Source organism: Tahibacter amnicola (assembly GCF_025398735.1).
GTDB classification, from domain to species: domain Bacteria; phylum Pseudomonadota; class Gammaproteobacteria; order Xanthomonadales; family Rhodanobacteraceae; genus Tahibacter; species Tahibacter amnicola.
Genome location: NZ_CP104694.1, coordinates 4,931,275 through 4,946,549, shown reverse-complemented (window position 1 = coordinate 4,946,549; position 15,275 = coordinate 4,931,275). Strand labels below are relative to the sequence as shown.

The window sequence follows — 15,275 nt, the reverse complement described above, 5'->3', positions numbered from 1 at the left end:
TAGGCGGATGCGCCACGAATCACGCCGCAGGGCCGGCGGCAGTGTGTGATCGCGGCATCCGAAAAACCTTCAGAAACGACGGAATTGCGATGAATAGACGCGAGTTCATGACGACCGTCGCCGCTGCCGCGGTGACCCTGCCGATCACGGGAATGGCCAAGTCCGACAAGAGCCGGCTGAGAGTCGGCCTGATCGGCACGGGTATGCGTGGTCGCGTGCATCTGAAGGAACTGCTGCGTCGCGACGACGTTGATGTGGCTGCCCTGTGCGACGTGGAATCATTTGCAATCGACGCCGCGCTCGCCATGGTTTCCAAGGCGGGGCGTCGCAAGCCGGCGGTCTATTCCGGCAGCGATCGTGCCTACGAAACCCTGCTGTCCAAGGGGGGCCTGGACGCGGTCATCATCTCCACGCCCTGGGAGTGGCATGCACCCCAGGCCATCGCGGCGATGCAGTCAAAGGTGGCCGTGGGCTGCGAAGTCGTGGCAGGAATCAGTCTCGATGATCACTGGCAGGTGCTACGCGCGCAGCAGCGCACGAATGTCCCTTACATGTTGCTCGAAAACGTCTGCTATCGGCGCGACGTGATGGCCGTGCTGAACATGGTGCGCCAGGGAATGTTCGGCGAGATCGTGCACATGGAGGCCGGCTATCAGCACGACCTGCGCGCGGTCAAATTCAATTCCGGCGATCCGGGCAAGCCCTATGGCGGTGGCGTTGAGTTCGGCGAGAAAGGCTTCTCGGAAGCGCGCTGGCGCACGCCGCATTCGGTGCGGCGCAATGGCGAGCTCTACCCGAGCCATGGCATCGGTCCGTGCGCGATGTGGGCCAATATCAACCGCGGCAACCGGCTCCTGCGTCTTTCCAGCTATGCGAGCAAGGCGCGCGGACTGCACAACTACATCGTGAAGAATGGCGGGGCGGCGCACCCGAACGCATCCGTCCGCTTCTCGCTGGGCGATGTCGTTACCACGCAGATCGCCTGTGCGGGCGGCGAAACCATCACGCTCACCCATGACACCTCGCTGCCGCGTCCGTATTCCCTCGGCTTCCGCGTGCAGGGAACCGAAGGCTTGTGGATGGACGTGAACGAGTCCCTGTACCTGGAAGGCCGCAGTCCGAAGCCGCACGAATGGGAACCGGCCGGTCCCTGGCTGGAGAAAAACGATCATCCGCTGTGGAAGCGCTATGCCGCACAGGCCGAAGGGGCTGGGCATGGCGGCATGGATTTCTTCGTCGTCCACGCCTTTGTCGAGGCGCTCAAGGCGAAGGCACCGATGCCGATTGATATCTACGATGCGGTGACCTGGAGCGCGATCACCCCGCTGTCGGAGATGAGCATCGCCGACAACAACCGCACCGTGGATTTCCCTGATTTCACCGGCGACGCCTGGGCAGGACGCAAGCCGATTTTTGCCTTTGGCGATACGTACTGATCGTGCGGTTTTCCGGCAGGGGAGCGTTGCCGCTCCCCTGCATGGTGCTCACTGTTCCGGCAGTGCCGCGGGATTTCCGCGGTGCGCCACGCGGTGCTTGACCCACTCACGCACATCGTCCAGCACCGCGTAGGCCGCCGGGATGACGACGAGGCTGAGCAGCGTGGACGTCATCAGTCCGCCGATGACCGCAATGGCCATCGGTGCCCGGAAGCTGGCGTCCGCGCCAAAGCCCATTGCAATCGGCAGCATGCCGGCGCCCATGGCGAGCGTCGTCATCAGCACCGGACGTGCCCGCTTGCGGCAGGCATCGACCAGCGCATCGTGCTGGCTCATGCCCATGTCCTGCTCGGCGATGACGGCATAGTCAACGAGCAGGATCGAGTTCTTCGTCGCGATGCCGATCAGCATTAGGAGGCCGATCAGGGCAGGCAGCGACAGGTAGTTGTTCGTCAGCAGCAGCATGCCGAAGGCGCCGCCGGCACACAGCGGTACGGCGACCAGAATGGTGATCGGTTGCAGCGCGTTGTTGAACAGCAGGAGCAGCACCGCGTAGACGCAGAAGATGCCTGTGCCCATCGCCATCAGGAATCCAAGGAAAAGCTCCACGAAGATTTCCGAATCGCCGGTGTTGAGTACCTTCACGCCGGGTGGAAGTGCCTTCTTCGAGGGCAACTGGTCGATCTCTGCCATCACGTCGCCGAGCGGGCGGCCGTTGAGCTCCATCGTCAGCGTGATGTTGCGCTGGCGGCCGAAGCGGTCGATCTGTGCCGGGCCGCTGTCCAGTCGAATGGTGGCGACCGATGCCAGCGGCACCGGACCTTCCCGGCCGGGTACGCGCAGCAGTGAAAACAGCGCGGGCTGGTCCAGATCTGCGTTGGCGAAGCTCACGCGGATGGGGATCTGCCGCTCCGGAAGGTTGAGCTTGGCCAGACGCTGCCGGAAGTCGCCGCTGGTGGCAATACGCGCGGCCTCGGCGATGTCGGCCGTGGCAACGCCCAGGTCGGCTGCACGGCCGGGATCCGGCGTGATGATGATCTCGGGCCGCAACAGTGACGCCGTCGAGCTGACGCTGCCGATACCTTTGAGTGTGCGCAGGTCGCGCTCGAAGGCCTGGGAGGCTTCGGCCAGCACGCGCGGATCGTCGCCGGCCAGGACCAGTTGCAGCAATTCTCCCGGTTCGCTGCTCAGGAAGTTCATGCGGACGCCGGGCAGGTCGGCCAGGCGTGCGCGCACTTCGCGCTCCAGCACCTTCTGGCTGCGTTTGCGATCGGTTGCCTTGCCCCAGTCGAGCGTCAGGATGGCCTTGCGTGCGTCGCCGACGAGGGACTGGCTCGGATCGCCCATGTCCAGCACCCCGCCGACGGCGGTGTAGACCAGTTTCAGTTCCGGAATGCCGTGCAGCTTCGCCCGCGCGGCTTCGGCCACTGCCGTGGTTTCGGCGAGCGTCGCGCCCGGCGGCAGCTCGAGATTGACGTTGCTGCGCCCCGGGTCGGCCGGTGGGATGAAGGTCGCCGGAATCATCGGCACGATGGCGAGCGATGCGATGAAGATGCCCAGCGCCAGCCACAGCGTACGGCCGCGATGCCGCAGGGCGGCCTCGACCAGGCGCAGGTAACCGCGCATCAGACGTGAATCGCCTTCGGCTTCCGCGTGCGGCTTCAGCTGGTAGGCCGCCATCATGGGCGTCAACAGGCGCGCCACCATCAGCGAGAACATCACCGCCGTGGCCGCCGTCCAGCCGAACTCGCGGAAGAACTTGCCGGGAATGCCCGGCATGAAGGCGACCGGCACGAACACGGCTGCAAGTGTCAGCGAAGTGGCGATGACGGCAAGGCCGATCTCGTCGGCGGCGTCCTCGGCGGCCTGGCGCGGCTTCTTGCCCATGGCCAGGTGCCGGACGATGTTCTCCACCTCCACGATGGCGTCATCCACCAGGATGCCTACCACGACCGCGAGGGCGAGCAGGGTGACAATGTTGAGGCTGAAGTCCAGCCAGTGCATGACGGCGAACGTGGGGATGATCGACAGCGGCAATGCCAGTGCGGAGATCCAGGTCGCGCGCCAGTCGCGCAGGAACAGCCAGACCACGATCACGGCGAGCAGCGAGCCTTCCCAGAGCATCGTCATCGACGACGAATAGGAGTTTTCTGCCTCCTCGACGGTAGAGTTCACTTCAGTAAAGCGCAGCGAAGGATATTCCCTGGCCAGCGCGGCGACGCGCTCGTGCACGCCCGCGCCCACGCCTACCTCGCTCGAACCGCGCGTGCGGGAGACGGCAAAGCTGACGACCGGCTTGCCGTTGAGCAGCGCCGTCTGGCGCGGTTCGGCCACGCCGTCGCGGATATCGGCCAGGGCCGACAGGCGCACCTGCCGCCCGTCGGGCAGTGCGATCGGGAATTCACGCAGTGCCGCCGCGTCGCGCACCGTGCCGACGGTGCGGACTACCTGCTCTGCGCCGCCCCAGGTCGCCTTGCCGCCCGGGCGTTCCACCTGGATGCGCGCCAGCTGCTGGGACACCGCGCCGGCGGTGATGCCGTGGGCTTCCAGCGCGCCGGGGCGAAGATCGATACGCACTTCGCGATCCACGCCGCCGGTGCGCGTGACCTGTCCGACGCCCGGGACGCCGAACAGCGCCTTGGTGATCGCATCGTCGACCAGCCAGCTCAGTTCATCCACGGTGTGCTTGTCGGATTCCACGGCGAAACTGAGCAGCGTACCGCCCGCCATGTTCACCTTGGAAACAATCGGTTCCTCGATGTCGGTCGGCAGGTCCGGCCGCGTGCGCGTGACGGCATCGCGGACTTCATCCAGCGCCTCGTCCAGGTCACGGCCGAGTTCAAACTCGACGCGTGTCGTCGAGACGCCTTCATTGACGGTGGACACCAGCTTGTCGATGTCGGCAAGGCTGGCCACGGCATCCTCGATCTTGCGCGTGACCTCCGTTTCCATCTGGCTGGGCGCGGCGCCCGGCAGGTTGACCGTGACGGTCACCATCGGCAGCGAGATATCGGGAAATTTCGAGATAGGCAGGGCACGGAAACCGATAAACCCCGCGCCGCAGAGCAGCAGGAAGAGCAGCACCGACGGCAAGGGCCGCCGTATGGCCCAGGCGGAAAAATTCATGGCTGCGCTCCGGCCGGAACGACGCGCACGCGATCGCCGTCGCTCAGGAAGGCGGCGCCGCGTCCGATCACCGCATCCGTCGCGCTGATGCCGGAGCGGACTTCCGCGACCGTACCGTCTACGGCGCCGGTTTCGATGCGTTTGCGCACGGCGCGTTGCTCGTTGTCGACGGTGAACACGTAACTGTGGCCGTCGCGCTGCACGATGGCAGCGAGCGGCACGACCAGTGCGGCAGTTTCGCCGAGCAGGAGCTCGCCCTGCGCGAACATTCCCGCGCGCAGCGAGCCCGGATCATCCAGGCGCGCGTAGACCATGCCGGTGCGCGTGGTGGGATCCAGCGCCGCCGCGATTGCGCGCACCTGACCTTCGACGGTACGGCCGTCGGGCGTTGCGACCTGCACGATAGTGCCTTCCTGTACGCGGATCAGATCTTCGGCGGGCAGTGTGCCGCGCCACTCCAGTCGGCCGCCGCGGATCATCCGCAACAGCTCTGCACCGCTGTTGACCACCTGGCCGGGCTCAGCGCTGCGGCGCGAGATCACGCCGTCGTCGGGTGCGCGCAGCTCGGCGAAGCTGCGCCGCAGTGCGGCCGCGTCGCGCAGGGCTTTCGCCGAGGCCGCGCGGGCTGCCGCCTGGCGCGACGTGGCGATGAGTTCGTCGAAATCCCGCGCGCTGATGTGACCCAGCGGCCGCAACGATTTTGCCCGCTCGGCGTTGCTGCCAGCCATCTGCTGCATCGCCTCGGCCTCTGCAACGGCGGCCTCAGCCTGGGCCAGGTCGCTGTCGAGTGTGCGTGTATCGAGCTTGAGCAAGGTCTGGCCGCGTTTCACCGACTGGCCAATATCCACCAGGACTTCCGCGATGCGCAGTCCGTTGAGCTCGACGCCCAACTGCATTTCCTCGTGCGCCGCGATGGCACCGGAGGCCAAGAGCCGCTGCTTGATCGCGCGATTTTGCGGCTGCACGAGCGACACGCTCAGGCTGGCAGCGGCGGTTGCCGGCGGTTTTTCCGCGTCACTGCGACCGCAGGCGGACAGCACGAGTGCGGCGACGATCAGCGCCGCGACAGAAAGAGGGCGGACGATACTACGCATGTCGACGTGACTTCTGAGGTAAGATATCAGGAGCATGATAACTTATCAGTTAACTGATAATGAAGAAACCGACCCCCCGACTTTCGAATACCGCGACAAAAGACCGCGCCCCGGCGCGTAAAAGTGCCACCGTTGCCAGCCGTAACGGCAAGGGCGCGCCCGCTCGCGAGAGCGAAAAGGAGCTGGCGCGCGCCAGGGCGATCGCTGCCCAGTCATTGGCCGAGCAGGACCTCGGCATGATGGTCAAGCAGATGAACCACTTGATGCGGGTGACCATGGAAAACCGGCTCAAGGCCGAAGGCATTGCGATGTCATTCCCGCACGGGGCGACGTTATGCCTGCTGCTGTCGTTTCCTGGCCTGTCCGGGGCGGATCTGGCCCGCGCCACCATGGTGACGCCGCAGACCATCAACCAGATCCTGGCCAGCCTCGAGCGCGACGGCATGATCGAGCGCCACAAGGACGCCGTGCACGGCCGCATTCTGCGCAGCTACCTCACGCCACTGGGGGTATCGCAGTTTGTGCGCGCCAGCGAAGTGGCCGACCAGGTCCTGGCTGAGATCCAGGATGGTTTGTCCGAACGGGAACTGGCCCAGCTGCAGAACCTCCTGGGCCGCTGCCTGGGCAATCTCCAGCGCATGAACGGCGTCACTGATGATGACGCGAAGTGGGCCTACAGCGCCGATGACCGTTAAGCCGGCTCGCTGTGTTCGGCGAGGGCGCGTTTCTGCGAGGCAGACAGCTGCTTGATGCGCCACTCCTCGCGCAGGGCGCTGGACCGGTCGGGAAAGGCGAAGCAGGCCAGTAGCCGTCGTGGCGGCCGCGAACGGGTATAGCGGGCGCCCTTGCCATTGGCGTGGGCCGCATACCGCGCCTCCACATCCCGCGCGATACCGGTGTAGATGCTGCCATCACGGCATTCGATCAGGTAGACGAACCAGCTCATGCAATGGTGGGAGGCGACCGGGGACAATTTGCCAGCACTTTGCCATGAATCGTCCACGGTCGTGACGGCAGCGGCCGGGAACATCGTCCCCGAAGCGGCCGAAGCGCCGCCGCCCCGATGGAGATGAAACCGTGAAACTCGTTCTGATCGTGATGGCTCTTGTTGTCGGTATGACCACCGTTCCCGCCTTCGCCAGGAAGCCGTGCGAGGAACTCAAGCAGGAAATCGCCCTGAAACTCGACACGAAGGGCGTGAAGAACTACACCTTGGAAGTGGTTGCCAAGGATGCGGAAGACCAGCGCAAGACCGTTGGTACCTGCAATGGCGGCGCGGATCGCATCGTGTACCAGCGCGAAGTGGCCGCGCAGCAGCAGGTGGCCAAGCAGTAAGCCCCGCACCAGAAATCCGCCGCATCAGAAAACCGCCGTGGCTTGCGCCGCGGCGGCTTTTTTTGGATTGGATGATCATCGCGTGCGCTGGTTGCCGCATACTGTTGCATGCAAAAGCAGATCCGAGCCATTTATGACGCCGACTGTATTCGCGTCTACCAGGCCTATTCGCCGAAAATCGCGCTGCCGGCCCTGAAAGCAGGGCGCTTCGTACTGCCGTTCAAGATGGCGCGAATGACCTGGATCAAGCCGTCGTTCAACTGGATGATGTACCGCTGTGGATTCGGCGCGAAAGCCGGGCAGGAAACGGTCCTCGGCATCGACATCACCCGTGAAGGGTTCGAGTGGGCCCTGGCCAACGCCGCGCTTGCTAGCCACACAGCCGCATCGACCGCGTCCCGTGAGCAGTGGCGCGCAGCACTCGCCAGCAGGCCGGTGCGCGTGCAATGGGATCCGGAGCGCGACTGGAAACTCGACGTTGTCAGCGATGTCCGTGCCATCCAGATCGGTCTCTCCGGCGAAGCCGTGGAGCGTTACGTCAATGAGTGGATTCGACGGATTGAAGACGTCACGCCGATTGCACGGTGTATCGGCGCCGCTGTCACCGCGCGCCAGCCCAAACCCGAGTCACCCGCAGACCTGGAAAGGCCGTATCCCGCGCAAGCCTTTGCGTGGCTTTGTGAGTAGATGCGCCGTTTCCGATCAGTCATTCGCAGGCCGCTGGCGGGTGCGAGGACGGTGCGCAACGAGCGCCATGAGTAGCTGCTGGCGCTGATCTGCTTCACCTGGTACCGGCACGACCAGCGGTTCTGCCCGTGGTGGAACTGCGCAGGGTATGAATGCGTACCGACAGCCCAGGCCGCCTTCCTGCGCATCGCGGTTGATGCGTGGCGCTTGATGCGGTATCTCAGGTGGGCCGTCGATGACGGCGATCATCCGGTTGCCGGGAGCCCCATCGTTGAATCATCCTCCTCTGTCCGCATCGCCTGTTCCGCGCGTCGAACGGCTCGTGCTGGTTGGCATCGTCCTGCTGGCGCTGATCGTGTCCGGCATTTCACCGAAAGACCGCCTGACCTGGTTCATGGAGGTCGTGTGGGTCGTGGTCGGGTTGCCCGTTGTCGTTGCGACATGGAAACGTTTTCCGCTGACGCGACTACTGAGCTGGCTGCTCACCATTCACGCTGTGATCCTCATCTATGGCGGCCACTACACCTACGCGGAAACGCCCCTGGGCGAATGGGCGCGTGATGCCTTCGGTCTCGGACGCAATCACTATGACCGCCTCGGGCATTTCGCGCAGGGATTCATTCCGGCCATTCTGGCGCGGGAACTGCTGCTGCGTACCTCGCCGTTGCGGCCGGGCGGCTGGCTGTTCTATCTGGTCGTGGCGGCTGCGCTGAGCTTCAGTGCCTTTTTCGAGCTCATCGAATGGTGGGCCGCGCTGGTGTGGGGTGCAGCGGCAGATGCTTTCCTTGCGACGCAGGGGGATGTCTGGGATACGCAGGCCGACATGGCCTGCGCACTGGTGGGAGCCATCGTTGCGCAGCTGGTGCTATCGCGTTTGCACGACAAACAGCTGCGTGTGAAAGCCGCGCAGGGTTGAGTGTTCCCGGCGGTGCTGTTTCCTGGTGCCCGTATGTCGCTACGGTGCGTGATCGGGTGGGCTGCCGGTCAGCCCGACGTGCTACTGAGTGCTCTCAAAGCTGTTGAGAAACGGAACCTCGCTCGAATGCACCGATAGCGGAATTTCGGTTTCCATGCCGGCCACTCGGGCGTGAACGATCGATGGCTGGAATTGCGCTATGCTCGGTGCCGCTGCGGTAGGTTTGTACCCTAGTACACAGTTGTTAAATCGACACGGTTTCCATCAATGACTCCCATCCAGGCGCTGTTGTATTTCGTGGCGTGGACACTGCTCCTCGTCATCGTTGTCTTCCTCTACCGCGGAACGCGTTTTCTCGCGGGCACGCCGATTACGAACTGGCCCCGCGGTGAGCGGGAAACGGGTGATGCTCCCATCATCCGCCGTGTCAGTGACGCGCACGCCAATTGCGTGGAGAACCTGCCTCTGTTTGCAGCCATCGTGCTGGGAGCTGCGGCGATGGGGCGGCTGGATGCCATCCAGGCGCTCGCGCCCTTCGTGGTGTACGCGCGGGTCGGCCAGTCGCTGGTGCATGTGTCGGGCATCAGTGGTCCGCAGGTCTTCGTGCGGGCCGGCTTCTGGCTCGCCCAGGTCGGCTTGTTCGTGGCGATGCTCTTCCGCGTGCTGGCCTGACGCTGGTCGATCAGCAACACGGGCACATCCGCCCGCAATAGCCGTAGTCAGAGCGGCGTGTCAGCCAGTCCCTGCGTGCGCCATGGCCAGCCACGCCGATCCCAGTAGGCAGCGAGTCGTGTCACGAGGTTTTCGTCGTGGGAATGAAATGCCCAGTAGGCGGCGTCGACACACTGAATGACACAATCGGCGTGTTCCTGCAGATAGGCGCTGCGGTGATCGGATGCATAGTAGGCCCGCAGCCACATCATCGGATCCGGCACCGGCTTTCGCGTGCCGAAGAGGGCGGACCAGTCATTGCTGATAGCGCTGGCGTATTTGGGAAACAGGTCACACCGTGCGCAGTAGCCATACTGCGTGGCCGCATCGTTGAAGCGGATGTGCGGTTCCTGGACAAGCTGCACCTCGTTCGGGAAATCGAACCCGGGGCCATGCGTAAACGTTTCCGTATTCTCGTCATAGGCGCCATCGTCGCCCCAGTCCTGCGCGCCATCGAACGAATGGGGCAGTGCCAGCCACGTGCGACCTCCCAGCTGGTCCAGCAGGGGTTCGAACGCGGTCGGGAATTCGATACTGGATTGCAGGGCGATGCCGCGCATGACGTTTCCGCGAGCGAGTACCACCGGCATTATGACGGCACGCCGGTCGTGGGCAATTCTTCGCCGCACTGCGTTACTACCTCCCCGAGGGGTACCATGCCCCGACCACTTCGAGGAATTGCCGTGTATCCCATTCGTGCACTGGTCGTGTTTTGCCTGCTTGCATCGCCTGTTCTGGCCGCCGAGCCCACGGCTGCCCAGAAGCTGGGCCGGATGCTCGCCGATCCGGATAAAGACGCATGCATCTCGCTGACCACCGAATCGGAGCTCTGGCGCGACGCCACCGCGGCGGACTACACCAGCAGTGGCTGGGTCGCATGGCGCAAATACACCCGCAGCGAAACGCCCTGGCAGGCAAAAGGTGATTTCGACGGCGACGGGCTGCAGGATGTCGCCAAGGTGATTGTCGACAAAGCCGGCAAGCGCTGGATGATGGGCGTGATGTTCGGGCATGCCGATGGCGCGCCGTGTCACCGCTACCAGATCTCCGGCAAGGATCTGGCAACGATGCCGATTGCTGGTGTATTGACCCTGCCCAAGGGCAAGGACAGCCTGACCTGCCATCACATGGGTGAGCAAGGGCCCGTCACCTGCAAGCTGGGTGCGGAAGGGGGGCCGAGAAACACGGACACCCTCCTTACGTTCGACGACCTGCCCAGCTATTCCGCAGCCTACCAATGGGTGCCAAACACGGATCCGACGCGCGACAGTCGGGGCCAGTTCGACCGGAAGGGCCTGACGCTGGAGAACGATTTCGCCGGAATGGCAGCCCATAGCCAGGCGGATGCAAAAGCCAGCCACGCCGGTGACGGTGTCAATCCCACCGAGCGCGCCGCACTGGTGCAGGAGTTTGAGCAAGCCTGGATGGCGCTGGAGAAGACGCGGAACTATCGCGTGATAACCCGCTCGGAAATGCGCGGCGGACAGGTGGACGGCAACGTGACGCGTACCGTTGTCGAGTATGTAGACGCCACCCACAGCCGTACGACGATCGAGAGCAGCGGCACAAAAGTCGTGTTCCTGCGCAGCGGCTCCAAATTCTGGAACAGTACGGACGGTACGACCTGGACCGCGCTGCCGGATGACGATGGCAGTGCTGCAATGCCCATGGTCTCGCCGATCGGGGATGCGGCGATCAAGACGGTGCGCGCTGACACTCGCGCAGGCCGGGCGGTCAAAGTGATGGAATTGTCGGGGCAGGGCGATGCCACACTGGTGCTGGACGTTGCACGCCAGCGGCCACTGCAACGCATCGATACCTTGCCAATGGGGGCGGTCACCACCGTTACGCAGACAGACTACGAGTACGACATCAGCGTCCAGATCACGCCGCCGACAGCGCCGTGAGACCGCGCGTTTCCCGATCGGCCGTGGAGTGCGGCTTGCCGCGCTCCACGGCCTGGCAACGGCGCACCGACGACACTTTGCCCCTCCGCAGCAGGGAAAAATGAGGTTTACCGTGTGGCGATTCTGGACATTCGTGGGACTGGAAACGTGCCGCCTGCTCGGTTGGATGGGAATGCTCGCCATTGTGCTGTCCACACGGCATTGGGAGCTCTGGGAAGGGCCGGGCATTCTTGTCATGGTGAAGCGGGTGGTCTTCGTGATGGGATTCCCGTATTCGCTGGCCGGTTACCTGCAGGCGGGATCGCTCAATCTTTTCCCGGCGGCCGAGCAGGAGGCCGTCAGCATCGTCATTTCCAATAGCGTTCTGTGGTTGGTTTGCACCGCGATCGTTGGCCTGGCGTTGCGCTGGTACTTCCGGCCCGGGCGCAAATAGCGAGGGGCCATCGCTACCCCATGCGCAGCACCTTATCCGCCGCCATCCGCGGGGTCGGCAGACGCGCAGCGCCCGTGGGTTACAGGTGAGGCGAGCGGCTGTGGTCAAGCCGCCTGATCCGTGGGCGTGACGGCGGATGACCCCAGCTGATTGCTCCCTCGATCGCAGGTACCATGGTCACCGTCGCTGTAGCGATCCCAGAAGGTTTACGCACTCGGACAGGCCGATCAGCGTATGCATCGACAGCGGTGTACCCGCGGGGTGACCTCTGCCTGGCAACGGGTCTGGCGCTTCCTGCTCGCGTTCGGCCTTCTGGCCGGTGAGTTCGGCCTCGCAGCGGCGCCTGCCGACGTGCCGGACGGCCGCTATGCATTCCGCACCTATGGCCTGGACCAGGGGCTGAGCAACCTCACGGTCTGGGCCCTGCGACAAGACCGGCAGGGTCTTCTCTGGGTCGGTACCGAGAATGGCCTTATGCGGTACGACGGCCGTCGGTTCGATGTGTTCGGGCCCGATGACGGATTGCCGAATTCCTCGATCAACCACCTCGCCGAGGATCCCGAGGGCGTTCTGTGGGTGGCAACCACGCGGGGGCTGGCGTTTCGCAATGAGGGTCGATTTGTGCGAGCGCCGGGATTGCCCGGGGTGAACATCCTGGCCTTGGCGGTGGGGCCCGGCGGCCATTTGTGGGCCGGTACGGCGGAAGGGCCCTGGCGGAGGACACCCGGCGGCGAATTCGAGCGCGCAGGCGACTGGCCGGGAGGTCAGGTCACCGCGCTGTGGGGCTCGCCCGAGCGGGGCGAAGTCTGGGCGGCGACATGGACGGGCGCACGCTCGGACGTCCTTCAGTGGGCGGACGGTACCTGGACGGCTGTGGGGGGCTCGGACGATTTCACTGCCTCGCCGATCGATGCCCTGGCGCGTGACGGCAACGGCCGCCTTTGGGCGCGTTCCTTGACCGCCTTGTGGCAGCACACCGGTGAAGGTTTCCGCCCCAGCCCCTTTCCCGTTCCGCCGATCCAGCAGAAGGCGGCGCTGTACGTCGACCAGCAGGGGCGCCTGTGGGTGACGACCGAGCAGGGCCCCCTGCGCGTCGATGGCGACACCACGCAGAAGCTCGACCAGCACCATGGCCTGCCCGCGTCGGCGGACCATGTCGTGCTGGTCGACAGGGAAGGCTCGGTGTGGGTGGGCGGCATTGGCCTGTTCCGGCTCCGGGGCGGTGGTGCCTGGCGGATCCATGGCATCGAAGAAGGGCTTCCGGGCAATGCGATCTGGAGCATCTTCCGAGATCGTGACGGGCGTCTCTACACCGGCACTGACAAGGGCCTTGCCCGTGCCGAAGGTGGCCGCTGGAAGATGGTTGCTGCCAGCCAGGGCATGCAGGTGCGCTCGGTGGTGCAGGCGGCCGACGGCTCGTTGTTGATGACAGGACCGCCATATATCCGGCGGTGGGATCCGCGCACGGATCAAGCGACGACGATCGGCGCTGACGCTGGCATGGTGTCCGGGCGACGCACGTTCCGCCTCAGTATCGATCGCGACGGAACGCTGTGGGTGGCGACCGAAGGCGAAGGACTATTGCGCGGAATCTACCAGGAAGGCACCTGGACCTTTGCCCGCGAACCGCTGCCCGGCGGTGATCCGCACGAAACATTTGAAGATATCCACGAAGATACGCGCGGGCGGCTGTGGGCGGCGGGCGCCAACGGGCTTGCGGTGCGGGAACAGGGGCAGTGGCGCCGGATCACGACGCGCGAGGGATTGCGCAGCGATCATGTCACCCATGCGCGCGGGACAGCCAACGGCGATGTCCTGGTCAGCTACGCGGCCAATGGCGGCGTGTTTCGTGCCCGGTATGAGCAGGGCCGGTTCCAGGTGCTGCCCGACCTTGACACCCTCAATCAGTACCGCCAGGTGTTTTACCTGATTGCGGAAGACGTGCGGGAAAACGTCTGGGCCGGCACGGGGGCTGGCGTCTACCGGGTCGACCGGAAAGGTGCGGCTGTGCACTTTTCCACGGACGACGGCCTTGCCGGTGACGACATCAACAGTGAAGCCTTCCTGGCGGATTCAAACGGCGATGTGTGGCTCGGAACATCGACCGGACTCGCCCACTTCCGGGCCGCGGATTACCACGCCGTTTCCGATCCACCGGCAGCAGCGATCCTGTCCTTCCGCCTGGGCGACGTCAGTTATCCGGGTTCACCGTCGCAGGCGCCCAGTGCTCCGCACGGCAAAGGGGTGTTCGAGGTGCGGTTCGCCGCGCTGTCCTACCGGCACGAGGAGAGCATCACGCTGCAGGGGCGGCTGGTCGGGCTGGACTCGACCTGGTACGCCGCCAACAATTCGGATGACCGATTTGTCGGCCTGGGCGCAGGACACTACGCTTTTGAAGTGCGTGCCCGCACCGCTGTCGGCGCATGGGGCACGCCGGCCACGGTCGCCTTCGACATCCTGCCCGCCTGGTGGCAGACAGCGTGGTTCCGGACGCTGATGGTGCTGGGATTCCTGGCGTTGCTCGTCATGCTGGTAAAAATGCGCACTGAAGCCGTGAAGCGGCGGTATCGCCGACGACAGAAGCAACTGGAGGAACTGGTTGCAGTGCGCACTGCCGAGCTGAGTCAGGCCAATCAAATGCAGGCCGAGGCCAATCTGGCGCTGCATGACGCCAATACGCGCCTGCACCAGGAAATTGACGAACGCCTCCTTGCCGAGCGCGCGGTACAGCAGCGCAACGTGGAACTGGAGCTGCTCAACCAGGAACTGGCCTCACTGAACCGCAAGCTCGCCGGCACCCAGACGCAGCTGATCGAATCGGAGAAGATGGCCTCGGTCGGCCTGCTGGCGGCTGGCGTGGCGCACGAGATCAACAATCCCATCGCGTTCGTTCGGGCCAACCTCGGCAGCCTGAAGTCGTACCTGGACCGCACGCTTTCGGTGCTCATGGCGTACCAGCAGCTGGAGTCCGAGCTGCCTGCGGAAAACCCCAAGCTCAGCCAGGTCACCACGCTCAAGCGCCATGTCGAACTGGACTTCATCCGTGCCGATGCGCCGAGCCTGCTCGCTGAATCGCTGGCCGGTGTCACGCGGGTGGAAACCATCGTCAAGGACCTGCGGGATTTCTCCCACATCGACAGCGTCGAATGGCAATTCGTGGACATCCACCAATGCCTGGAAAGTACGCTCAACGTCATCGCGCATGAGCTTCGGAACAAGGCCGATATCGTTCGGGACTATTCCGAGGTGCCGCCGGTGGAGTGCCTCGCATTCCAGATCAACCAGGTCTTCCTGAACCTGCTGATCAATGCGTGCCAGGCGATGGACCAGCGCGGCACGATCACCATCCATACCGAACACGACGAGCACGAGGCGCGAATCCGCATCTCGGACACGGGCAAGGGAATTGCGGCGCGTGATCTGAAACGGGTCTTCGAACCCTTCTTCACCACCAAGCCCGTCGGCATGGGCACGGGCTTGGGCCTGTCGGTGGCCTACGGCATCATGCAGAAGCACGGCGGCACCATCGAAGTCGTCAGCGAGCTGGGGCAGGGGGCCGCGTTCACGGTTCACCTGCCGATCCATCCGGTCAAGCCGGATGGCGGCGACGGCGAGGGTTGATCGTGTGCA

The 15,275-nt window shown here is 64.5% G+C and carries 13 protein-coding genes; 9 read left to right on the top strand and 4 right to left on the bottom strand.

The window, feature by feature from the left end; all coding sequences use genetic code 11:
• Positions 1-89 precede the first annotated feature (89 nt).
• Positions 90-1,436: a Gfo/Idh/MocA family protein gene (locus N4264_RS19365; RefSeq protein ID WP_261693880.1), complete on the top strand. Its 1,347-nt coding sequence runs from the start codon at positions 90-92 to the stop codon at positions 1,434-1,436.
• 48 nt (positions 1,437-1,484) lie between these two features.
• Here the strand turns inward: N4264_RS19365 and N4264_RS19360 are convergent, their stop codons facing one another.
• Positions 1,485-4,562: an efflux RND transporter permease subunit gene (locus N4264_RS19360; protein WP_261693879.1), complete on the bottom strand. Its 3,078-nt coding sequence runs from the start codon at positions 4,560-4,562 to the stop codon at positions 1,485-1,487.
• Positions 4,559-5,656 (bottom strand): efflux RND transporter periplasmic adaptor subunit, encoded by a 1,098-nt coding sequence (locus N4264_RS19355; RefSeq protein WP_261693878.1) that lies wholly within the window; start codon positions 5,654-5,656, stop codon positions 4,559-4,561. The genes N4264_RS19360 and N4264_RS19355 overlap by 4 nt, the downstream gene beginning before the upstream one ends.
• A 59-nt stretch (positions 5,657-5,715) precedes the next feature.
• Here N4264_RS19355 and N4264_RS19350 point away from each other — a divergent pair, with 59 nt between their 5' ends.
• Entirely contained in the window at positions 5,716-6,351 is a 636-nt protein-coding gene (locus N4264_RS19350) for a MarR family winged helix-turn-helix transcriptional regulator (RefSeq protein WP_261693877.1), read from the top strand.
• On the opposite strand, the gene N4264_RS19345 is transcribed toward N4264_RS19350, so the two are convergent.
• Positions 6,348-6,602 (bottom strand): GIY-YIG nuclease family protein, encoded by a 255-nt coding sequence (locus N4264_RS19345; protein WP_261693876.1) that lies wholly within the window; start codon positions 6,600-6,602, stop codon positions 6,348-6,350. The genes N4264_RS19350 and N4264_RS19345 overlap by 4 nt on opposite strands.
• 131 nt (positions 6,603-6,733) lie before the next feature.
• On the opposite strand from N4264_RS19345, the gene N4264_RS19340 reads away from it, so the two are divergent.
• From N4264_RS19340 to N4264_RS19325, 4 genes are all read left to right on the top strand, one after another.
• A complete protein-coding gene (locus tag N4264_RS19340; RefSeq protein WP_261693875.1) occupies positions 6,734-6,991 on the top strand; it encodes a DUF1161 domain-containing protein in 258 nt (85 codons plus the stop codon).
• A 108-nt stretch (positions 6,992-7,099) separates the two neighbouring features.
• Positions 7,100-7,678 (top strand): DUF4291 domain-containing protein, encoded by a 579-nt coding sequence (locus N4264_RS19335; RefSeq protein WP_261693874.1) that lies wholly within the window; start codon positions 7,100-7,102, stop codon positions 7,676-7,678.
• A gap of 271 nt (positions 7,679-7,949) precedes the next feature.
• Positions 7,950-8,594, top strand: a complete 645-nt coding sequence (locus N4264_RS19330; RefSeq protein WP_261693873.1) for a DUF2238 domain-containing protein — start codon at positions 7,950-7,952, stop codon at positions 8,592-8,594.
• 267 nt (positions 8,595-8,861) lie between these two features.
• Positions 8,862-9,266: an MAPEG family protein gene (locus N4264_RS19325; protein WP_261693872.1), complete on the top strand. Its 405-nt coding sequence runs from the start codon at positions 8,862-8,864 to the stop codon at positions 9,264-9,266.
• Positions 9,267-9,313: 47 nt separating this feature from the next.
• Here the strand turns inward: N4264_RS19325 and N4264_RS19320 are convergent, their stop codons facing one another.
• Positions 9,314-9,865 (bottom strand): hypothetical protein, encoded by a 552-nt coding sequence (locus N4264_RS19320; RefSeq protein ID WP_261693871.1) that lies wholly within the window; start codon positions 9,863-9,865, stop codon positions 9,314-9,316.
• 123 nt (positions 9,866-9,988) lie between these two features.
• Between N4264_RS19320 and N4264_RS19315 the strand changes: the two genes are divergently transcribed.
• The 3 genes from N4264_RS19315 (at position 9,989) to N4264_RS19305 (ending at position 15,266) form a co-directional block, all read left to right on the top strand.
• Entirely contained in the window at positions 9,989-11,212 is a 1,224-nt protein-coding gene (locus tag N4264_RS19315; RefSeq protein ID WP_261693870.1) for a hypothetical protein, read from the top strand.
• A 100-nt stretch (positions 11,213-11,312) separates the two neighbouring features.
• On the top strand, positions 11,313-11,645 hold the full coding sequence (locus tag N4264_RS19310; RefSeq protein ID WP_261693869.1) for a hypothetical protein: 333 nt from the start codon (positions 11,313-11,315) through the stop codon (positions 11,643-11,645).
• 261 nt (positions 11,646-11,906) lie between these two features.
• Positions 11,907-15,266 carry a two-component regulator propeller domain-containing protein gene (locus N4264_RS19305; protein ID WP_261693868.1) on the top strand — a complete coding sequence of 1,120 codons (3,360 nt, stop codon included), beginning with the start codon at positions 11,907-11,909 and terminating at the stop codon, positions 15,264-15,266.
• Positions 15,267-15,275 lie beyond the last annotated feature (9 nt).